The 22,290-nt window shown below is 32.5% G+C and carries 21 protein-coding genes; 16 read left to right on the top strand and 5 right to left on the bottom strand.

The features are described 5' to 3' along the window. Positions 1-41: 41 nt before the first annotated feature. Positions 42-491: a hypothetical protein gene (locus AB671_RS09695; RefSeq protein ID WP_157444174.1), complete on the top strand. Its 450-nt coding sequence runs from the start codon at positions 42-44 to the stop codon at positions 489-491. Between the two features lie 373 nt (positions 492-864). Then, a complete protein-coding gene (locus AB671_RS09690; protein ID WP_066678467.1) occupies positions 865-1,506 on the top strand; it encodes a Crp/Fnr family transcriptional regulator in 642 nt (213 codons plus the stop codon). Between the two features lie 499 nt (positions 1,507-2,005). Here the strand turns inward: AB671_RS09690 and AB671_RS09685 are convergent, their stop codons facing one another. Then, positions 2,006-3,343, bottom strand: a complete 1,338-nt coding sequence (locus tag AB671_RS09685; RefSeq protein WP_066678465.1) for a dihydroorotase — start codon at positions 3,341-3,343, stop codon at positions 2,006-2,008. 120 nt (positions 3,344-3,463) lie between these two features. On the opposite strand from AB671_RS09685, the gene AB671_RS09680 reads away from it, so the two are divergent. From AB671_RS09680 to ribA, 8 genes are all read left to right on the top strand, one after another. Then, positions 3,464-4,918, top strand: coding sequence for a lipopolysaccharide biosynthesis protein (locus AB671_RS09680; RefSeq protein ID WP_066678463.1), 1,455 nt, complete (start codon positions 3,464-3,466; stop codon positions 4,916-4,918). Between the two features lie 31 nt (positions 4,919-4,949). Continuing rightward, a complete protein-coding gene (locus AB671_RS09675; protein ID WP_066678461.1) occupies positions 4,950-5,966 on the top strand; it encodes a sugar phosphate nucleotidyltransferase in 1,017 nt (338 codons plus the stop codon). A 136-nt stretch (positions 5,967-6,102) separates the two neighbouring features. Beyond that, positions 6,103-6,945, top strand: a complete 843-nt coding sequence (locus tag AB671_RS09670; RefSeq protein WP_066678459.1) for a DUF4292 domain-containing protein — start codon at positions 6,103-6,105, stop codon at positions 6,943-6,945. Continuing rightward, positions 6,942-8,501 (top strand): murein hydrolase activator EnvC family protein, encoded by a 1,560-nt coding sequence (locus tag AB671_RS09665; protein ID WP_066678457.1) that lies wholly within the window; start codon positions 6,942-6,944, stop codon positions 8,499-8,501. The genes AB671_RS09670 and AB671_RS09665 overlap by 4 nt, the downstream gene beginning before the upstream one ends. Before the next feature lie 31 nt (positions 8,502-8,532). Then, positions 8,533-8,748: a twin-arginine translocase TatA/TatE family subunit gene (locus AB671_RS09660; protein WP_066678456.1), complete on the top strand. Its 216-nt coding sequence runs from the start codon at positions 8,533-8,535 to the stop codon at positions 8,746-8,748. Between the two features lie 16 nt (positions 8,749-8,764). Further along, positions 8,765-9,376 (top strand): DUF4254 domain-containing protein, encoded by a 612-nt coding sequence (locus AB671_RS09655; RefSeq protein ID WP_066678455.1) that lies wholly within the window; start codon positions 8,765-8,767, stop codon positions 9,374-9,376. Continuing rightward, a complete protein-coding gene (locus tag AB671_RS09650) occupies positions 9,373-9,828 on the top strand; it encodes a hypothetical protein (protein ID WP_066678454.1) in 456 nt (151 codons plus the stop codon). The genes AB671_RS09655 and AB671_RS09650 overlap by 4 nt, the downstream gene beginning before the upstream one ends. Positions 9,829-9,841: 13 nt before the next feature. After that, entirely contained in the window at positions 9,842-10,435 is a 594-nt protein-coding gene (gene ribA, locus AB671_RS09645) for a GTP cyclohydrolase II (RefSeq protein WP_066678452.1), read from the top strand. 79 nt (positions 10,436-10,514) lie between these two features. Here the strand turns inward: ribA and AB671_RS09640 are convergent, their stop codons facing one another. Continuing rightward, the gene (locus AB671_RS09640; RefSeq protein WP_066678451.1) at positions 10,515-11,045 is read right to left on the bottom strand and encodes a hypothetical protein; all 531 of its coding nucleotides are present in this window, start codon (positions 11,043-11,045) and stop codon (positions 10,515-10,517) included. Positions 11,046-11,157: 112 nt separating this feature from the next. On the opposite strand from AB671_RS09640, the gene AB671_RS09635 reads away from it, so the two are divergent. From AB671_RS09635 to AB671_RS09615, 5 genes are all read left to right on the top strand, one after another. Next, on the top strand, positions 11,158-12,888 hold the full coding sequence (locus AB671_RS09635; protein WP_066678450.1) for a glycoside hydrolase family 3 protein: 1,731 nt from the start codon (positions 11,158-11,160) through the stop codon (positions 12,886-12,888). A gap of 10 nt (positions 12,889-12,898) precedes the next feature. After that, a complete protein-coding gene (bshA, locus tag AB671_RS09630) occupies positions 12,899-14,047 on the top strand; it encodes an N-acetyl-alpha-D-glucosaminyl L-malate synthase BshA (RefSeq protein WP_066678447.1) in 1,149 nt (382 codons plus the stop codon). A gap of 343 nt (positions 14,048-14,390) precedes the next feature. Then, entirely contained in the window at positions 14,391-15,656 is a 1,266-nt protein-coding gene (locus AB671_RS09625) for a DUF2851 family protein (RefSeq protein WP_066678443.1), read from the top strand. A 4-nt stretch (positions 15,657-15,660) separates the two neighbouring features. Beyond that, entirely contained in the window at positions 15,661-15,882 is a 222-nt protein-coding gene (locus AB671_RS09620; protein WP_066678441.1) for a PspC family transcriptional regulator, read from the top strand. 2 nt (positions 15,883-15,884) lie between these two features. Further along, positions 15,885-16,397 carry a GNAT family N-acetyltransferase gene (locus AB671_RS09615; RefSeq protein WP_066678440.1) on the top strand — a complete coding sequence of 171 codons (513 nt, stop codon included), beginning with the start codon at positions 15,885-15,887 and terminating at the stop codon, positions 16,395-16,397. Positions 16,398-16,570: 173 nt separating this feature from the next. On the opposite strand, the gene AB671_RS09610 is transcribed toward AB671_RS09615, so the two are convergent. From AB671_RS09610 to AB671_RS09600, 3 genes are read right to left on the bottom strand one after another with little or no spacing between them, the layout of a single operon-like run. Further along, a complete protein-coding gene (locus AB671_RS09610) occupies positions 16,571-17,389 on the bottom strand; it encodes a hypothetical protein (RefSeq protein ID WP_082987274.1) in 819 nt (272 codons plus the stop codon). Then, positions 17,386-18,168 carry a carboxypeptidase regulatory-like domain-containing protein gene (locus AB671_RS09605; protein ID WP_157444173.1) on the bottom strand — a complete coding sequence of 261 codons (783 nt, stop codon included), beginning with the start codon at positions 18,166-18,168 and terminating at the stop codon, positions 17,386-17,388. The genes AB671_RS09610 and AB671_RS09605 overlap by 4 nt, the downstream gene beginning before the upstream one ends. Before the next feature lie 6 nt (positions 18,169-18,174). Continuing rightward, on the bottom strand, positions 18,175-18,921 hold the full coding sequence (locus tag AB671_RS09600) for a hypothetical protein (RefSeq protein ID WP_066678438.1): 747 nt from the start codon (positions 18,919-18,921) through the stop codon (positions 18,175-18,177). 181 nt (positions 18,922-19,102) lie between these two features. Between AB671_RS09600 and AB671_RS09595 the strand changes: the two genes are divergently transcribed. After that, a complete protein-coding gene (locus AB671_RS09595; RefSeq protein ID WP_066678433.1) occupies positions 19,103-22,255 on the top strand; it encodes a UvrD-helicase domain-containing protein in 3,153 nt (1,050 codons plus the stop codon). The last annotated feature ends 35 nt before the right edge of the window (positions 22,256-22,290 follow it).

The following is a 22,290-nucleotide window of genomic DNA, read 5'->3' as shown; positions in this document are numbered from 1 at the left end:
ACTTAATTTTTAACACCACATACTAGTACAAAATGAATAATATGAAAGATTTCAAAGTAGCTGTTTTGAGCTTGAATAAAAATTGTTTCGATTATTTTTACAATATTATCATCACCTATGAACACACTTTAATATTAATTAATAAAAAAAGAGAATTAATATTACAGCCAAAAAAAATTATTTTTGCAAAAGATTTAAGTGCAATCGATATCCTTAATGAAAAATCTACCGTCGTGCATATTGGTTTTAATGAATTTTTCACTCACGAATTCTCCGAAACTATTAAAATGAGGTTTAATCATCTCTTTATTGACAAAGATTTTATCGTCACAAATTTGTTACAGGATCCTGTTGGTTTTCACCCAGACAGATTTAAAGATTATTCCGAAAAAAACTTAACTGTATTAAGACAGTTTGCTGTAAATAAAGTGCAATCTCTTTTATTGGACGGGCTGTACGAACATCATCAAAGCCTGATGAAGTTTTCTTGATGACATTCAATTTTTAATGAATAGAATGTATAGCCAAATTTTGGCTAATTACGGAAGCTAATTTGCAAACTGATCATTTAAAAATACAAAAACACATTATATGTTTTCATTTATTTCGATTTTTTTAGAATCGTCTTTTAAGATGTTATAAAATTAATTCTATTAAAGACTGAATACGCTTCGGCCAAGTTTTTAATCGTTGCTTCAGCATCATTTTAAATCTGCTTACATAGATTTTTTCTTTCTGCGAAGCTTATCTTCAAAAAAAGACACAAAAAAAACGGATAGGTAAACATATCAAACTACGCCTTAAAGCTTTTTTGATAATTTTTAAAATGGAGGCTATTATTTAATAATACTTGAAATAAATTTAATGTACCGAAAAACTATTGTAAAAAAGTTTGGCTTTCTTGGAAAGGATTTTCTCAATGAGTTTGAATATAATGTCCTCATACAAAATGTAGTTGCTAAAGACGAAATTCTGAGAGAAGGACAAAGAAACAGGTTTGTTCCTATCTTATCTAAAGGATCACTAAAAGTGTTTTCTCTGAATGATGGAAACGAATTTATCCATTATTATGTAAAACCATGCGAAAGTTGCTCTATGACATTTTCATCTATTTTCAGCAACTATATAAGCAGCGTTTATTCTGTGGCTGTAAAAGATTCTCAGCTTATACTCATCCCTGTAGAAAAACTGCACCAATGGCTGGTGAAATACCCTGAAATCAACAAAGTTTTTTATTTGGAATACAAAAACAGACTTTCGGATATTGTTTCTAAGGTAAATAATGCGATGTATTATAAACTTGATAAAAGAATTTTAAACTTTATTAAAGACCAAGTACAGATTAATCACGGAAACCCTTTAAGAATAACCCATCAAGAAATTGCCAATAATTTAGGTACCTCCCGAGAAGTAGTGAGCCGTATATTAAAAAACCTTGAAAATGACGGTGATATACTTAAAACTAAAAACGGTATTTTATATTTCGAAAAAAGCACCGATTGGTAATTGACTAATTTCTTTTTTTGATATTAGCTTCTTAAAATTAAGCAAAAAAATCTTTCCTAATATTTTCTGCGATTTCTTCCTAAGTCGAAAATGATGCAATCACAGTTTTCAGTGTTCTGCTGTAATCACCAAAAATATATTCTACAACAACTGGCATTTTCTCACTATACACTAGTCTTTTACCACAATTCTTAAGCTCCACTTTTTGGAAATTACTTTTAAAATGACATCAATTGTTCTTTGTAATTAACCAAAACGAACATTCTCCGTTTCTATTTTTTCCCAATAGCATTTATAGTATTAACCTGAGCATACGATTTATTTTTTACAAGTAAATGGTCATAGATTTGCTAAAGAAATTTTTAAAAATGAATTTTAAAACCTCACAGGTTTTAGAAACCTGTGAGGTTTGGTGATGCAGTATAATCGCAGCACGACTTGAGCAAAAAATTATGCTTAAGCTAAAGCCTACTCTATTGATATAATTAGTTTTTGTAATTTATTCTTGAACTTCAAAAAGCAAACGTTCGCCGAATTTTTCTTCGTTGACTTTACCATTTTCATAAACCAGATTTCCATTAACGAAAGTGTGAGTCACTTTAGAATGGAAACTCATCCCTTCCAACGGGCTCCAACCGCACTTGTACAGGATATTTTCTTTTTCGACCGTCCATTTTTCATTTAAATCAACCAAAACTAGATCTGCTTTGTAACCCTCTTTAATGAACCCTCTTTTTTCAATTCTGAACAAAATCGCAGGATTATGAGACATTTTCTCAACAATTCTCTCTAAAGAAATTTTTCCGTTAATATAATTTTCAAGCATCACCACCAAAGAATGTTGTACCAACGGCGCCCCGGAAGGACATTTTGTATACACATTCTGCTTTTCTTCCCAAGTGTGAGGCGCATGATCTGTTGCAATCACATCAATTCTGTCATCCAACAACGCTTCCCAAAGTGCATCTTTGTCATTTTGAGTTTTTACCGCAGGATTCCATTTGATTAATCCGCCTTTTGTATCATAATCTTCATTTGTAAAAGTTAAATGATGAACACAAACTTCCGCAGTGATTTTTTTATCTTTTAAAGGAATATCATTTCTGAAAAGTTCCATTTCTTTTGCCGTGGAAAGGTGAAAAACGTGAAGTCTTGCTCCTGTTTTTTTCGCCAGTTCAACTGCTTTTGAAGAAGATTTATAACAAGCTTCTTCGCTTCTGATCAAATGATGAAATTTCACAGGAATATCTTCACCATATTCATCTAGATATTTTTGAGTGTTTTCACGAATCGTTGCCTCATCTTCACAATGAACGGCAATCAGCATTTTTGTATTGCTGAAAATATTTTCTAAAGTTTCAGGATTATCAACCAACATATTCCCTGTAGAAGAACCAAGAAATAATTTAATTCCGGGAACATTTCTTGGGTTTGTTTTTAAAACTTCTTCCAAATTATCATTCGTTCCACCCATCATGAAACCGTAATTTGCGTAGGCTTTTTGAGAAGCAATTTCATATTTGTCAGCTAACAATTCCTGCGTAACCGCATTAGGAACTGTGTTTGGCTGCTCAATAAAACTGGTTGTTCCTCCTGCAATGGCTGAACGAGATTCAGATTCGATATCGCCTTTATGGGTCAAACCCGGTTCACGGAAATGGACCTGATCATCAATTACTCCTGGCAAAAGATATTTTCCGGAAGCATCAATGATTTGGTCGGCATCTTCAGAAATTTGAGAATCGATTTTAGAAATCAAATCGTTTTCAATCAGAATATCACTTTTAATAATTTTTCCTTCGTTGACGATTTGAGCATTTTTTATAAGAATTTTCATTTTTACTTTTAGATATAAGATTGATATTGCACAAATTTAATATTTTCCAAAGTGATTTTTAAACATCAATCAGAAAATTGTGAATTCTAATATTTACATTTGCATTTTAAAAACCTAAAATTGTATAAGAAACTATTTGGACAAACCGCTGTTTACGGGCTCAGTTCTGTATTGGTAAGAATCTTCCCTTTTCTTATTGCACCCATCGTAACAAAAGCTTTCGGACCTTCTGCTTCGTCACCTTTCGTAGATTGGTATTCTATTGCTGGAGTAATTACTGTTTTTCTTACCCATGGGATGGAAACTTCATTTTTCCGTTTTGCACAGGAAGGTGATATTGATAAGAAAACTTTGGTTTCTACCTGTGCTCTAAGTATTTTGGGAGCTGGTTTTATTTATTTGATTTTAGGATATGTTTTCAGGCAAGATCTTGCAAATGCTTTTGAAACTCCTGATCAGGTTAATTATCTGGTTATATTTCTTTTTATGCTTTCCATTGATGCTTTTGCGACAATACCTTCAGCAATTTTGAGATTAGAAGGAAAGCCTATACAATATATGCTTTCAAAAGTTATTGGAGCTTTAGCGTATTATTTTCTTGTTGTATTTTTCATCAAATGGCTTCCCAATTACCCTAATGGAATTTTAGGAATTAAATACAATGCAAAATTTGGTGTCGGATATGTTTTTATAGCTAATTTAGTTCAAAGCATCATAACTTTACTGATTGTGGGAAAAGAGTTTGTAAATTTTAGCTTTAAAAAATTTGACTTTAAACTTTGGAAAAGAATCATGAATTATTCCTGGCCGGTAATGATTGCAGGATTAGCAGGAATTATCAATCAAACTTTAGACCGTCAGTTTTTAAAATTTTGGCTTCCAAAAGAAGAAGCAAAGCATCAAATTGGAGTTTATGGTGCTGTTTATAAGATTGCGACGTTCATAACGGTTTTCAGACAGGCCTATCAATTAGGGATTGAACCCTACTTTTTTTCAAGTTTTAAAGATAAAAACAACCATAAAACTTATGCAGTTTTAATGGATATTTTTGTGATTTGCAATTGCTTAATTTACATGGGATTAATGGTAAATCTTCAATGGATTGCTGAAAAATATCTTGGTAATCCAGAATACTTTGAAGGAATTGAGATCATTCCGTTTGTAATGTTAGGTGCATTATTTTTAGGTATTTATTTAAATCTATCGATTTGGTATAAACTTTCAGATCAAACAAGAGTTGGTTTGTATATCTCTTTAATCGGAGCAGCCATTACCATTTTCATCAACTTCACATTTATTCCTACATATGGATATTGGGCAAGTGCTTTTGCAGCATTAATCACCTATACAAGTATGATGATTATTTCATACCTTTGGGGGAAATCGCAATATCCCATTCATTATAATACATCCAAAATAGCAATTTATCTCTCGTTATCTATTGCTATTTCGATGATATCATTTTATTATTTCCGTCACAATTATTTAATTGGAAACGGATTGTTTCTTTTCTTCATTGCATTTTTAGCATACAACGAAAGAACAATGATCAATAAAATACTGAGAAGACCTTAAATAAACTTATAAACAAAACAAATATTCCCATATGAAAATTATTGTTCCAATGGCTGGAAAGGGCTCAAGATTGAGACCACATACATTAACTGTTCCAAAACCATTGATTCCGATTGCAGGAAAACCGATTGTACAGAGATTGGTAGAAGATATCGCTAAAGTGGCAGGTGAAAAAATTGAAGAAGTAGCATTTATTATCGGAGATTTTGGAGCTGAGGTTGAAGCATCATTACTTAAAATAGCCGAAAAACTTGGCGCAAAAGGAACTATTTATCATCAGCTAGAACCTCTTGGGACAGCTCACTCAATAAAATGTGCTGAAGAATCTATGCAGGGAAATATTGTAATCGCTTATGCAGACACACTTTTCAGAGCAGATTTCACTTTAGACACCAATTCTGACGGAGTAATCTGGGTGAAAAAAGTAGATGACCCTTCTGCTTTTGGCGTTGTAAAATTAGATGACTACGGTTTTATCACAGATTTTGTTGAAAAACCGGCAACTTTTGTTTCAGATTTGGCTATCATTGGTATTTACTACTTTAATTCAGCAGAAAAACTGATGTCTGAGATTAACCACATCATGGATAATAACATTAAAGTAAGTGGAGAATATCAACTGACAACTGCATTAGAAAACCTTCGTCAAGCCGGCGCTAAATTTTCTTTAGGAAAAGTAGATGACTGGATGGATTGTGGAAACAAGAATGCAACTGTTGAAACAAACGGTAAAATTTTAGAATATGAAAAAGATGAATTTACAGAATACCCTGAATCAGCGAATATTCAAAATTCTTTGATTATTCAGCCTTGCTATATTGGAGAAGGAGTAGAAATTTCAAATTCAAAAATCGGCCCTTACGTTTCATTAGGAAAAGGAACGAAAGTAATCAACTCTAATATTGACAACTCATTGATTCAGGAGAAGACCATCATTGATCACGGAAATCTTTCCAACTCCATGATTGGAAGCTCGGCTCATTATTATGGTGTCGCCAGAGAAATTTCTTTAGGAGATTTTTCAGTTTTGGATTTTTTATCAAAATAAATTTAAATAAAATAACGTTGAGAAAAACCACACAAAAACATTTTGTGTGGTTTGGCGTTAATATTGTAAAAAGATTATTATACATTGCAGATGAAATCAAAATGAGCACATTTGCCAAAAACTATAAAACCTTTATATGAAAAACTGGGCTATCTTACTGATTATAACACTCACAGTACTTTCCTGTAAAAGCAGAAAAGCACTTCATCAGAATTCTTCTGAGAACGACAGCATCCAGATTCAAAATTCAGATCAAAATGATTCCAAAGATGCCAAAAACATTCAGGATCGTATAGCTTTTTACCAGAATATATTAATTCATCCTAAATTTGAACACGTAAAAATAAATAGTAAGATTACAGCAAGCGATTTGAGAGTAAGTCCGCTTGATGCGACTATTTATATCGAAAGTGATAAAAAAATATGGTCTAATATTTCATTTTTGATAATTCCTGCAGCCAGAGCAATTATTACTCCCGAAGGCATCAAAGCTATGGATAAATATAATAAAAATTATATCGATTCAGACTTTGACTATCTTAATAATCTTTTGAATGTAAATTTTATTAATTATACAACTTTAGAAAAACTGTTGATGGGACGTACATTTATGCAAATTACCAACAGTAATTCTAAAATTGTAAAAAATTCTCAGGGATATCAACTGACTTCAATTACCAATCAAAAAATTGTAAGCAACGAGATTACACGAGAATACAAAGTAGAAATGCAGTATACTGAAGATTTTAATTTAAATTGGGTAAAATTACAGGATGTAAAATCCAATGATGCTATTGAAATCGTATATGAAAACTGGGAGACCTTTCCTAATGAAGTAAAGCTACCAAAAAATGTTAAAATAATTATAAAAGGTTCCAAAACAAGTCAAATTTTGATGGAAAACACGAAATTTGACTTTTCGAGGATGGAAACACCTTATTCTGTTCCAGCCAATTATAAGAAAATTGATATTAAATGATTAAAAAAATTAGCTTTTTAATAGGCATTTTGCTGTTTGGTTTACAATATGCTCAACAAACCAAAGAACAGTTGCAAAAGCAAAATGCTGACCTAAAAAAACAGATATCTCAGATAAATTCAGATTTGGCAAAGACTAGAAACGAATCTAAATTGTCTATATCTTATTTGAACAGCGTTAATCAGAAATTAGCGCTTAGAGAAAAGGTTTACAACAATACTCAAAAAGAAAAAAGATTTATTGAAGATGAGATTTATCTTCGTCAACTTGAAATTAATCGTCAAAATAGAGAGCTTGCTGTTTTAAGAAAAAACTTTGCTCATGTTTTGGTGAATGCATATAAAAACAAAGGAGTACAAAATAAAGTGACTTTTATCCTTTCATCAAAAAGTTTAGGAGAAGCTTTAAGAAGAGTACAATATCTTAAAAAGTATTCTGATAATCAAGATAAGAAAGCGGCAGAAATAACAGCTGCTGCAGTTGCGTTGAAAAAATCTGTTGAACAGAAAAAGAAATCAGCCAACGAAAAAGAAAACCTTTTGGTTAATCAGAAAAAAGATTTAACAACAATTAGTGTTGAGCGTACCCAAAAAGAACAATTGGTAACAGATTTCAAGAAAAACGAAACCAAACTTACCGCTGACCTTAGACAAAAACAAACTCAATCTAAAGCTTTAGAAGGTCAAATAAGAGCCATTATTGCTGAAGAAATAAGAATTGCAAAAGCTGAAGAAGAAAGCAGAAGAAAAGCTGAAGCTGAAAAAATTCGTTTAGCAAAAATCGCGGCAGACAGAGAAAAAGCAAGAATTGAAGCTGAAGCAAAAGCACGTGCTGAAGCCTTAGAAAAAGAAAGAAAACTAGCAGAAGCGGAAGCAAAAAAAGCAGCAGATTTAGTTGCTAAAAGAGCTGAAGAAGAGAGAAAAAGAAATGAAGAAGCCGCAAAAAGTGAGGCCAGTGCAAAAGACGAGGCTAGAAAGATTGCAGCTAAAAAAGCATCTGAAGATGCTGAATTAAGGTCTAAAGAAGCCACTGCAAAACTAAACGCAGCAAAAGCTGCTGAAGAAGCTTTAGAAAAGAAAAAAGAAAGTGACAAGAAAGCGGCAGAAACAAAAGCAATGACCAATTATGGGGTATCTGCTCCAGCTGCAGGAAGTAATTTTGCATCAAGTAAAGGAAGAATTTCTATGCCTGCTCAAGGAACAATCACTCACAGATTCGGAAGACAGCAACATCCTGTTTTTAAATCGATTTGGGAAGAAAATAACGGAATCAAAATATCTGTAGCTAAAGTAACTTCTGCAAGAGCAGTTTTCCCAGGAGTTGTATCTCAGGTAATTCCTTCTGCAGACGGAACAAGAACGGTAATGATAAAACATGGTGATTATTTTACCATCTATTCAAATCTTAGCAGCACAACAGTTTCTAAGAACCAACAGGTTTCTGCAGGAACGGTGGTAGGAGCAGTTGCTCAGGATTTTGACGGAACGTATACGCTTGATTTCCAGATCTGGAATGGAAACAATGCAGTTGACCCTTTAGGTTGGGTTTCATATTAAAAAAAGATTAACTTTGCAAAAAAATTAAGAAATGTACACATTAACAATACTTGCGTTATCTTGGCAGCACATCCTTATCGTTGCCATCATCCTTTTATTACTTTTCGGAGGTAAAAAAATCCCTGAATTGATGAGAGGTATGGGTTCTGGAATTAAAGAATTTAAAGATGCTATTAAAGAAGAAGATAAACCGGAGACAAAAACCACCGAAAACACTACTTCAAACGACACCTCAAAAAGCAACTAAATAATTCTTCATTTCTATGAATTTCACCGATACTGCCTGGAAGACCTTCAACCAATCAATTGAAGATTATCATGTATTTGACAGCGTTGAGACACCTGTGACAAATCCTTTTGAAACAGAGAGTTTGGAACGGATTTTGTATGCTAAAAACTGGATTGATACCGTTCAATGGCATTTAGAGGATATTATTAGAGATGAAAACATAGACCCTGTTGAGGCTCTTCAATTAAAGAGAACAATAGATTCTTCAAATCAAAAAAGGACTGATTTGGTAGAATTTATAGACAGTTGGTTTTTAGATAAATACAAAAATATTACTCCTAAATTTAATGCGAAAATAAATACTGAAACTCCGGCTTGGGCTGTTGACAGATTATCTATTTTAGCATTAAAGGTTTATCATATGTCATTGGAAGCCAACAGAGAATCTGCTTCAGAGGAGCATCGTATAAATTGCCAGGCAAAATTAGACGTACTGCTTACTCAAAAAGAAGATTTGTCAACTTCAATTATTCAATTACTTACAGATATTGAAAACGGTGATGTTAAGATGAAAGTGTACAAACAAATGAAAATGTACAACGATGAAAGTCTTAACCCAATCCTTTACCAAAAGGAGCAAAAATGAAACGACTACTTTTTTTAGGAATACTGATATTAATCACTTCTTCTTGTGCCACCGAAAAGCTGAATTTATCACCTTTATCAAACACGTTTTCAAGTGATTCAAAATCTATTGACCCTGAAAACTCAAAAAGTATAAGCATCAATATTACCGAAAATGTAAATGCCTCAGAAATCACTAATCTAATTTCTACATTTCCTAAGTTTTCTAACACTGCCGTAAATGACGAAGTCAGTAATTTGAAATATACTCTTCAAAATTACTTATATGCTGTAGCTGCAGGAAATAATTCAGGTAAAAATAAGACCATCAGAAATCTGGAAAAATCTTACAAAAACATTCAGAAACTAAGAAAATATCTGAAGAAAGATGAAGATGAAGTATTAAATAGATATTTGGTAAGACTTAAAACAAACATTACCGTAATAGAAGATTCTGTGAACGGAAAAAAATAAACAAAACAATTCAATGATTAAAATTCAGGCGGAAGCTAATGTTCCTACAGAGCACGGTAATTTCCGAATGATTGCTTTTTCGGAAGATGAAAGTGATTGGATGCCACACATGGCGGTAGTCGCAGAAAATACAGATTTTTCTCAACCTGTCAATGTACGTTTTCATTCTGAATGCATTACCGGAGAAGTTTTCCATTCAAAAAAATGTGAATGCGGGCAACAGCTTGATGCAGCAATGAAATATATGCACGAAAATGGCGGACTCATCATTTATCTCCGTCAGGAAGGCAGAAATATCGGAATTATTAATAAACTTAAAGCATATTCTCTTCAGGAAAAAGGCTTTGATACAGTACAGGCAAATCTGGAACTAGGCTTACCTGCCGATGACCGAAATTTTGGTGTAGCCATCGAAATTCTGAATCAGCTGAAAATTGAAAACATCAACCTTTTAACCAATAATCCTGAAAAGGTAAAATTTGTACAGGAAAGCAACATCAATCTCAACTCGAGAGTTCCGTTGCAAATCCCTGCAAATGAAAATAGTAAAGAATATTTACAGACAAAAAAAGATTTCTTCGGTCATTTTTTAGATGACCAGAAATAATCTAAATCAAATAAATCAAAAGCGCCGAAAAATAATTTTTCGGCGCTTTTTTTATTATAAAAATTTGAAAAGATACTCTTTAGTTTTGAAGCTTAATTTTTGATTCATCAATGTTATAGAACTTAACAACACTGTTGTAATCATTGTAATCTACTCCTCCATTTTTCCCAGTTTTAGCTGGTACAATTACTAATCTAAATCTTTTGTTCGTATAATAAACAGAATTAGAATTGCTATCAAGATTCAATGTTGCATTAACAGTGATGCTAAAATCAAATTTACTGAAATCAAAACCATAATCAACCTCATCATTATTTGCATTATTAGTAAAGAAGGTATATGGTAATAATTTCCAAACAGGAGATCCATTATTTGTTGTGTCAATTTGCATATAAACAAGTACCACATCAGATTCAACTAAAGGACTTTTAAAAGTATTGACATATTCATATAATGAGCTATTAACTCTAGCAAAATTAGGGGCTATATCATATGCTGTAGAATAAGTATCATAGTCTACAGGTACTTGAACCACATCATCATTATTATCACAACTAACGGTAAATATACTGACAAATGCAAGCATTAAAAATGGAATAATTTTTTTCATTTTAAATAAGTTTTAATATTACTAAAGGCGGAATCAAAACATATACCAAAAATCACAAAAACTTTAGTATTCATCATTTTTTTAATCGTATTTTTGTTCATATTCAAAAATCATGAAGAAATTAGTTTTTAATTTTCTCTTAATTACCATTTTATTCAGTTTAAATCTTTCGGCACAATATCAGCCCAAAGATATTTCAAAGCAAGATTTAAAAAAAGCAAAAGAATGGGTAAACCAAACTTACAACAGTCTTTCACAGGATGAAAAACTGGGTCAGCTTTTTATTGTGGCGCTTTATACCAATAAAGACGAAAACCATATCAATCAGGTAAGAAATATTGTTATAAATGATAAAATTGGCGGATTAATTCTGATGCAAGATGATGCGGCAAAAGAAATCAATCTGGTGAATGAATTTCAGCAAAAATCAAAAGTTCCCTTGATGATTGGAATGGATGCTGAATGGGGACTATATCAAAGAATCAACACCGCTCACAAGTTTCCATGGGCGATGACATTGGGTGCTATTCAGGATAAAGATCTCATTTATAAAATGGCTGCGAAAATCGCCGAAGACTGCAAAAGAATGGGCATCAATTGGGATTTCGCACCTGTGGTTGATGTCAATACCAATCCAAATAATCCGATTATTGGGAACAGAAGCTTTGGCTCAGAAGTTTCTAATGTTACTCAATCCGCTTTATCTTATGCCAACGGATTACAAGACCACAATATTCTTGCGGCGATTAAACATTTTCCGGGACATGGTGATACCAGTACAGACTCTCATCTCGACCTTCCAGTCGTTTCTCACAATTTGGAAAGATTAAATAAAATAGAATTAGCACCTTTCAAAGCTTTAATGAATAAAGGAATTGGCGGCGTCATGGTTGCGCATTTATACGTTCCTAGTCTGGAGTCAGGAAAAGGAATCCCTGCTTCTGTTTCAAAAAAGATTATCACAGATTTACTAAAAGACAAATGGGGCTACAAGGGTTTAATCATCACAGATGCTTTAAACATGGGTGCTGTAGCTAATAAATACAAACCAGGAGAACTAGATGCTTTAGCTTTTAAAGCAGGAAATGACATCATGCTTTTTTCCCAAGGTGTTGCAGAAGGTAAAAAACTTATTCAGAAAGCAATTGATAAAGGAGAAATTTCACAATCGAGAGTGGAAGAAAGTGTAAAGAAAATTCTTTTAACTAAATATTTTTTAGGCTTAAATCAATACACTCCGAAAAATCCTGAAAATGTAAACTACGACCTCAATAATGATTCGCATACAAAATTGGTTCAAAATCTTTATTCAAATGCTTTAACATTATTGAAAGATGAAAAGAAATTACTGCCGTTAAATTATAACTCAACTTATTACTATATTCCGTTAGAAGAAGCTCCTTATCAGACTTTTGAAAACAGGTTAAAACTAGATGTTAAAGTTATTATTAAAAAAGCTTCAGAAATCAATACAATTCCGGCAAACTCAACGGTAATTGTTGGGTTTCATAAAGACAACTCTACCGCTTACAAACCTTACAAAATTTCAGCAGAATCTAAAAAAATATTGGCAGATTTAACTAAAAGCCAAAATGTTATTCTAAATGTTTTTGGAAGCGCATATGCTTTGAAGGATATTGATATTTCTAAAGTTTCCACCGTTCTGGTTTCTTACGAAAACAATGATGATTCTATGACGGCAACTGCAGATGCATTTCGTGGAAAGACTATAATTCCGGGAAAACTTCCTGTTTTGGTTAATGACGAATTAAAACCAGGAATGGGAATAACTTTAGACCCATTTAAATATTCAAAATCAACAGAATTCACCACTTCAAAATAACAACAGTACAATGAAAATAGGCATACTTTGCTACCCAACATACGGCGGAAGCGGAATTGTGGCAACAGAACTAGGGATGTCTCTTGCCAACAAAGGCTATGAAGTACATTTCATCAGCTCGGCACTTCCTGCAAGATTAGATATCACCAATCCGAATATTTTCTTTCATAAAGTAAATGTTCAGACCTATCCTCTTTTCCAATATCAACCTTATGATATTGCATTGAGCTCAATGATTTACCGTGTTGTGAATCTTTATAAACTAGATTTGCTTCACGCTCATTATGCCATTCCTTATGCTTATGCAGCTTTTACAGCGAAGCAAATGTTGAAGGAAGACAATAACGATGTTCCTTTGGTAACCACATTGCACGGAACAGATATTACTTTGGTAGGGCAACATCCAAGTTACAAACATGCAGTAGAATTTTCTATTAATAAATCGGATGCCATTACTTCTGTTTCTGAAAGTCTGAAAAAAGATACGCTGCAGTTTTTCAATATTAAAAAAGAAATTCAGGTCATCACCAATTTCATTGACAATTCTGAATTTGATGAACTTAATGAATGTCAGAGAACACAGTTTGCAAGTCCCGACGAAAAAATACTGATTCACGTTTCCAATTTACGTCCGGTAAAACGTGTGGATGAAGTTTTACAAATCTTTAAAAACGTTGAAAAGAAAGTAAAATCTAAACTCATTATCATCGGCGAAGGTCCCGATATGGAAAAAGTAAATCAATTCTTAGAAGAAAACCCTGATTTAATTTCAAAAATAAGATTATTAGGGAAAGTAAATGATTTGTATAGAGTTTTACAGCTTTCAGATGTCTTTTTATTGCCTTCCGAGCAAGAAAGTTTTGGTTTGGCAGCTTTAGAAGCGATGGCAGCATATACTCCTGTAATCAGTTCAAACGCAGGTGGAATTCCTGAAGTAAACATTCAGGGCGAAACAGGCTTTTTAGCTGAAATCGGTAACGTAGAAGCAATGAGCAATTACTGTATCAAATTATTGAGCAACGATGAGCTTTTAGCACAAATGAAGATTAACGCTAAAGAACAAGCGGTAAAATTTGACTTAAAAAATATTCTTCCCATTTATGAGGAGATGTACAAAACAACGATTGAGAATTTTAAAGGCGAACTCACCAAAGCTTAAATTCATTGAAAATAGATTATAAAATCAGAGCAAATTGCTCTGATTTTTTTTTGAAACTAGATTTTTCTCGAAAGTTTGTTGCAGGGCTGCGACAGACTTTCGGAACTTGCCGAAAGCTTCTTACTAGGGTGCGAGAAGGTTTCCATAGTCCCCGAAAGTCCCCTGCAGCCCTGCATGAACCTTTCGGAAGAACCTGAAAGCTTCCTGTAGAGCTGCAGCATATTTTCGGAAATAATTACTTCATTGCAACCTAAACTCCATTGAAGCAACTTTTTATAAAAAAAATAATTGATAAATCGATGAATATTTTCGCTACATTAGTTGTAATACAAAATCACAACTGATGAACGAGAAATTGCTTCAATATCTTTGGAATTTTAAAGTATTCACCCATTTCGATTTTACAGACACCAACGGAGATTCTGTTGAAATTTTAGATTTTGGACGATGGAATACCGATTCCGGGCCCGATTTTTTAATGGCAAAAATCAAAACCAAAAACATTATCCTTGCCGGCAACATCGAGCTTCATGTAAAATCTTCCGACTGGATTTTTCATCAACATTCAAAAGACCCTGCCTATCAGAATATTATTTTGCATGTCGTTTTTCAGAATGATGTCGATATCAAAGATTTCGCAGACCAGAATATCCCTACTCTTGAACTGAAAGACTATATCGACAGAAATGTTTTTCAGAAATATGAAAATCTTTTAAAGGAAAACCAATTTATACCATGTGAAAAGATTTTCAGTATCAAGAAAATCCCCATTAACTTTCATGAAGAAAATTTGCTTAAAAAGCTAGAGGAAAAATCTTTAGAAATAGAAGACGATTTACAACGTCACAAAAACAATTATGAAGCCGTTATGTTTCATCATCTCGCCTACTCTTTTGGCTTAACTGTAAATGCTTTGCTATTTAAACAGATTGCGGAAAGCATTGATTTTACGATTATCAATAAAATACGGCAAAATAAAACACAGCTTGAAGCATTGTTTTTCGGAGTTTCAGGCTGGCTTGAAAATCCACAAGATTCACAAATGAAAATCTGGAAAAGAGAATTTGATTTTCTTAAAGCTAAATATAACATCCCTGAAATCACGATTCGCCCAAAGTTTCTTCGACTGAGACCACCCAATTTTCCGACAATACGTTTGTCACAGTTTGCAGACCTCTATTTTCAGCATCAGAATTTATTTTCAAAAATTATTTCAGCACAAAACACAAATAGTTTGTTTGAAATTTTCAAAGAAATTCAGGCTTCAGACTATTGGACTGACCATTTTAATTTTGGTAAAATATCTTCTATCCATCATCCCAAAGTTTTAACAAAAGATTTCATTGAACTGATTATTTTGAATACTATTCTTCCTGTAAAATATGCCTATCACAAACATCAGAATGAAAATATCGGTGACGAAATCTTATCTTTTTACAGTGAGATTCAATCAGAAAAAAATTCTATTATTAAAGAATGGAAGAAATTAGGTTTAAAAACGAAAACCTCTATAGAAAGTCAAAGCCTGATTTATCATTTTAAAAACTATTGTAAAGAAAAAAATTGCTTAAATTGCAGTATCGGATTTAAAATTTTAAAAGAATCTTAAAAAAATGTTTGATAATCTACGCCACAAAATGGAACGCGAATGGTTTGGTGTACTCACAAGAATGGGTGCTAAACTGGGAATTCCGGTTTCTAAACTGAGAATTTTCTTTATCTATTCTACCTTTGCAACGGCAGGATTTTTCTTTCTAATTTATCTTGGTTTGGCTTTTATTCTTTGGATAAAAGACATTTTTATCACCAGACGACCAAGCGTTTTTGACCTTTAACTATGGAATTTTTACAGATTACTGCACCCGATGATTATCGCGTGCAACAGATTTACAACTCATACTCAACCTCTTTTCCGGAAGACGAAAGAAGAGATTGGCATAAATTTTTACAATTATTCGGGCATCAGAAAGTAAAAGTAATTTCTGTTTTGCACGATTCAGAAAACATTGGATATCTTATCATTTGGGAATTAAGCAACTTTGTTTTTGTAGAGCATTTTGAAGTTTTCTCCCAATTCAGAAATCAAAAACTGGGGTCACACATTACTGATTATTTATTTACAAATTACCCAAGAATTATTTTAGAGATTGAGCCTGAACATTTAAACGAAGATGCTAAACGACGCTTTTCGTTTTATCAAAGAAACGGCTTTACTCTGATTGACGACACTTACGTACAGCCAAGCTATGGCGAAGGAAAAAAAAGCCTTCCAATGTGGCTTCTTGCGAATTATTCTCCAGAAAATTTAAAAGATGTAAAAGACGAAATCTACGATATCGTTTATCATTAAAAAATATAAAATCCAAAGTTATCTGCTTTGGATTTTTTTTACAAACAGATTACGTTGATTTCCACAAAGGATTGTGCATATCTTTTTTATACATATTAAAATAAAATATGTGGATAACTAAGAAATTTGTGGATAACTATTTAAAATATTCATACATTTTATTTGAATAAAAATTACTCGCTTAGTTTATTTAATTTAGAGTATTCTACAAACGCATTCTGAAGTTCACTCAGAATGGCAGCCGCATTAAAATCTTTGCGATATTTTTTCGAAAGATGATTTACTTTCTCAGCATAGGCCAGGAAATAGTCTATTTTTTCCTCATCCATTCCGTATTTTTCAAACATTGTTAGATCTACTTCAGCTTTCACTTTAGCAAGAAAATTCTGAGTTTCTATATAATTGGGAGTGGTAATTTTTGTTATAGAGCCTTTTTTAGTCAAAAAAATTATCGTTGCAATAGTTTCTAAAATATCTAAACTTAAATGTCCTGCCTGAAAATCATGCCCTTTAAAAGTTTTTGAAATCTCATTTTTAGGAAGTGGCTCATTTAATTCAGATTTCATGTAATCATTCAGCTCAGATTTCAAGGAAGCCACTTTCTTAGAATCATCTAAACGTTTACTGTCTTTCGCAAAATCTCCTGAAGGTTTATAATCAATTTCCACTTCCTGAATCAACGCTTCGGCTCTTACGAGCTGTATTTGCAATTGAGAATTGAATGTTTCTTTTTTAATAATTTTATCGATCCTGTAAAAGCCTTCTTTTATAAACTTCACTTCATCATTTTCTTTTGCCTCAATTGAAAATTCACCAGAAATATTGCTGTATGTTTTTATATTTTGCGTGGTATTAAAGATCAAAACAGCATTCATATCATTGTGGTCTTCATCAACAATTTTACCTAAAATTTGTTGCTGTGAAAATGTGAAAATTATCGTTAATAAAGCAACTACAGTTACCAATTTATGAAAAGCAACCTTCATTTTCATTCTTTATATTTCGTATTATTTTCTTTGAGCCTATCTACATAAACAGGAATAACTTCATCCAAATTAAACATTACTCTGGAAATATTTTTAGCTTTCACATAAGACCTTATTTCTGGTTTGATGATGAAACTGAATTCTAAAAATTCTGAAATTCTTTCTACAGGAATTCCATCTTTCACAAAATCGTCATCATCAATTCTTTTTCTTATCCAAAGAATATCGTCTTGCACATCTTCATATTTATACCATCTTTTCTGCCTTCTGGATTTTCCGCTTATCAAATCATAAACAGCCTGCACATTAACGTTTCCAAAAGCTGCGGCCAATAAGACTTTCTTTACTTCCGCCGGAACTTCACGAGGCTTTTCAGGAGGTTTCGGAAGACCAATATCTTTTTGAAGCTGCTCTTTTTTGTCTATTTTAGTCAGCCTTTTAGAATCTTTTGCTAAATCTCCGGTTGTAGAAATTATTTCTACTTCTTCTATCTCTTCCGGAATTCTCACCAGAACAACATTCATTGAGGATTCTACATCCACAACTTTTCTTGAAGCTCTTTCGTATCCTTTTTTGACAAACCTGATTTCATCTTTTTCTGAACCTTCGATAGAAAATTCACCTAAAGAATTACTGTAGACCTTTTGATCATTCGAAATATTGACGACCAAAACTGAGGCGACAATCATATCGTTTTCACTCAAGGTTTTTCCCGTTATTTTGTGCTGACCAAAGAAATATATTGTAAGAAAAAAGAAAAATACAGCAAGATTTTTTCTCATCATTTATGTTTATTTTTGAGTTTGCGGCGCTCGATAGGAATCAATTTTCATTAAAATCGCCCTTTGAAATCTCATCAAATCCGCATCGCTTACAAAACCATATTTCAAAATTTTCGCCCTTTCAAATCCACCAGCAAGAACGTAATTGATAAAATGATTGATAAAAGGTTTTTCAATTTTCAAATCTTTAAAATACTGGTCTCCTAAAGCATATGCCAGATAATTTGCAAGATCAAGGTCATCCCATTTATTTTTCACCTTTCCAATAGAGAACCCCTGTCCTTTTGGCTGCACAAATTCACCGGGTCTTGCCGCTAAAATTCTAGGGTCAGATTTTTGTTTAAGATAATTATTAATATCGGCTTTCAGTTTCTCAACTTTTTTTGGAGGATTCATCATTTTAGAATCAATCTTCAAGTCTCCACTGAGTCCTTTTTTGATTTCCACTTCGGCGATTAATTCTGCAGCTCTCAACAACTTTACGTTCATTGGAGATTCTACATTTTCTTTGGAAACTTTTCGATCTGTTCTTTCAAATCCGTTTTTAAAAAAACGAAGAATATCACCCTCTCTTCCCGAAACCATAAAATGACCATCTCTGTTGGTAAGAGCTTGCTCATTAGTACGCATATTAATAACGGTTACATTGGGAACTTCAGATAAATCTTCAGATGAAATCTTCCCAAAAATATAGTTTTGAGCATTCATTTGAACGAAAGAAATAAGAGATAAAATAAAGAGTAATTTAAATTTCACAGATTATGGTTTTATTAAGCAAAACTAAAGTTATTTTTCATTAACCCAGCAAGTTTAACCAGACTTAACGGGTTTTAATATTTTTTTTGAATTTAAACTTCAAAACTGTTAAAATATCGACTTCATTTTGTTAAATTTTCAAATAAAATTTATCTAAATTGCATAAAATATTTCGTAAAAAATGTCAAATTCATATACTGTAATCAATGCATCTGCCGGTTCAGGGAAAACTTATGCTCTTGTACAAAGGCTTTTGATGATTTGTCTGAGATATCCCAACCAACATCAATCAATCAGAAATATTTTGGCATTAACGTTTACCAACAAAGCAGCCAACGAAATGAAGGAAAGAATTCTTTCATGGCTGGAAAAGTTTACAGCAGAAAATTACAGAGATAATAATGACCTCAAAAACATTCAGAAAGCATTTGAAAACGAAGGTCCGAAAATAACGATTGATGAACTTCACAACCGTTCTAAAAAGCTTTTAGACTATATTCTTCATAATTATTCTACCTTAAATATCGGAACGATTGACCGTTTTAATTCTCGATTGGTGCGAAGTTTTTCTTATGAATTGGGTTTAGCTAAAAATTTTAATCTTGAAATTGATGCAGAACCATTTTTAATTGAAGCTGTCGACAAAATGCTTGACCAGATTGGAGAAAATGAAAATATTTCTAATTCATTTATGGATTATGTAGATTACAGTTTAGAAAATAATGAAAGAATTAATCTGAATAAAAACCTTTACGATTCTGCGAAAGAATTTGTAAAAGACATTCATTATGAACATCTGAAAGACAATAAAGAATTTGATGATGAGAATTATGAAAACATCAAAAACACGTTAAGGAAAGAAATTACATCCAACAAAAAGCAGTCTTTAGAATTAGCTTTACAATCAATTGAATTATTTAAATCGAGAAATATTGAGATCGAAGATTTTGCGCAGGGGAAAAATGGAATTGGTGGATTTTTTCCAAAAGTAGTTGATTTTTATCAGAAAAAAAGACCAGGATTTCCTTTTCCAAGCTCGACAGAAGAATCTGTGGTTGAAAAATACAGAAAAGGAGCCGCAGCAAAATCCAAACATAAAGACGCAGAAATTTCAGAAATTCTGGAGCCACTTCTTGAAAACAGAATGAAACTCATTCTTCTGTTTATCGAAACTCAGAAAAAAGAAAAAATACTTTCCGCTTTATTGCCTTTAAAAGTCAACAAAGATATTCAGGATGAACTAAGAAAAATTGAGGAAGAAAATGATCTGGTTTTGCTTTCAAAATTTAATATTCTCATTAATGAAAATCTTAAAAATGAGCCTTCTGCTTTTATTTATGAAAAAGTAGGAGCGCAGTTTCAGCATTATTTTTTTGATGAATTTCAGGATACTTCAGAATTACAATGGCAAAATTTTGTTCCGTTAAGAGACCACAGTATTTCGACAGAAAATACTTCTTTTACTTTGGTGGGAGACCCCAAACAGAGTATTTATCGCTTTCGTGGGGGTGAAAGTAAACTGATGTTGGATATTATCAACAAAAAAGAATTTGCACCTAAAGAAGCAGAATTGTTAGTTTTAAAAGACAATTGGCGAAGTGCTAAAAATATTGTACAGTTTAATAATGAGCTGTATCATTTTCATTCTTTAAACCTTGAAGAAGAACACCAACATATTTTTGGAGTGGATGGCGAACAAAACCCAAAAGCAAAAATTGATGGAAGGGTAAAGGTAAATCTGATTGAAAATTTAACCAATGAGGATTTCTACAATGATGTTTCTGAAAAAATGCAGAAAGACATTCAGGAATGCTTGGATAATGGATTCAAATTTTCTGACATTACCATTCTCTGTCGTGGAAATTTTGATATTTTCTCGTATTCACAAAAATTGGGGAATTTAAAAGTCAATTATCACGGAGAAGAAACCAACATCAAAACGATTTCGGATAAAGGTTTAACCTTAGAATTATCGAATACTTTAAAAGCCGTTGTTGAGTTTTTGAAATGGGAAACCAATCCGAAAAACAAACCTCATCTTATTATGATGATGTTTTACCTCAACAGACTCGGAAGAATCAGCATGCCAGATTTTACTTTAGATATGAAAGAAATTCTAGCTTTAGAACAACATGAAACTATTATTCAGTTTATCGAAGAAAAATATTTTTTAAAGCTAAAGCAGGATCATTTTCCGAAATTTAATCTTTATAATTTTATTGAATATTATATCAACGAGTTTTCGATTGAGCATAAAGAAACAGATTTCCTTCTCAACTTTTTGGAAATGCTTTTCAATTTCACCCAAAATGCAGGAGCAAGTACCAAAGAATTTTTGAAATATTGGGACGAAGAAGCATCAACCTATACCATTCAGGCTTCTGAAAATATTGACGCGATCCAGATCATGACCATTCACAAAGCAAAAGGTCTTGAATTTCCGGTTGTTTTCATTCCAATGATGAATAAAAACCGTGATTCTGAATTTAGCAACTGGTTTGAAACAGATGAAAAATCAGTTTTAAAATCGGTCAACATTAATCAGTTCAATAAAAACCTTGAAGTGTACGATGAAGGAATAGAAAAGTTTAATCAAGAAAACTCTTACAAAAATTTTGTTGATAGACTTTGTTTGCAATATGTGGCGACAACAAGACCCGTAGAACAATTGTTTTTTTATCTTCAGAAACAGAATAAGACTTCGAATAATCTAGAAATTTTAGAATTTGTACAGTCTAAAAACCTGCAAGACCTTGATGAGTTTGATTTGTATGAAACCCATCCTGAAATGCTGAAAAAACAAATTATTCACAAAAAATCTGAATTTAAAACTGAAAATATTCAGAACCTGAGAAACGAGCATGAAAATACAAGCTCGATAAAGATCGCGACGCCTTCAAAAAACTATCAGGTGCGAAACGAGAAAGTGAGAATCGGTTTATTTGTACACGAATTGCTTTCAAAGATCAATACCGAAAAAGATATTGATAAGGTTTTGGAAACGTATGTTTTGGAAGGTCAGATTACGCTAGAAGAAAAAGCGAATATTAAAGACGACCTCCAAAAGATTATTCATCAATATTCAGAGTTTTTTGATGAAAAATGGAAGGTCATCAACGAAAAAGACATCATGATCTCCGAAAGAGGAATCAGTAAAATGTATCGTCCCGACAGAATTTTAAAAGGTGATGAAGGTTATATCATTGTTGATTTTAAAACCGGAATGGAAACCGAAAAGAACGATCAACAAATTGAAACCTATCAATCTGTTTTAGAGCATCTCGGAATGAGAGTTATTAAAACACAGTTGATTTATATTCCTGAGAATTTATAAAGTTAAAAAAACTTCGGCGACACCAAAGGTACCGC

It is taken from the genome of Chryseobacterium sp. BGARF1 (assembly GCF_001677955.1).
GTDB lineage: Bacteria > Bacteroidota > Bacteroidia > Flavobacteriales > Weeksellaceae > Chryseobacterium.
Note: the sequence above shows the minus strand (reverse complement) of the source record. Positions and strands in the feature narration are given on the sequence as shown.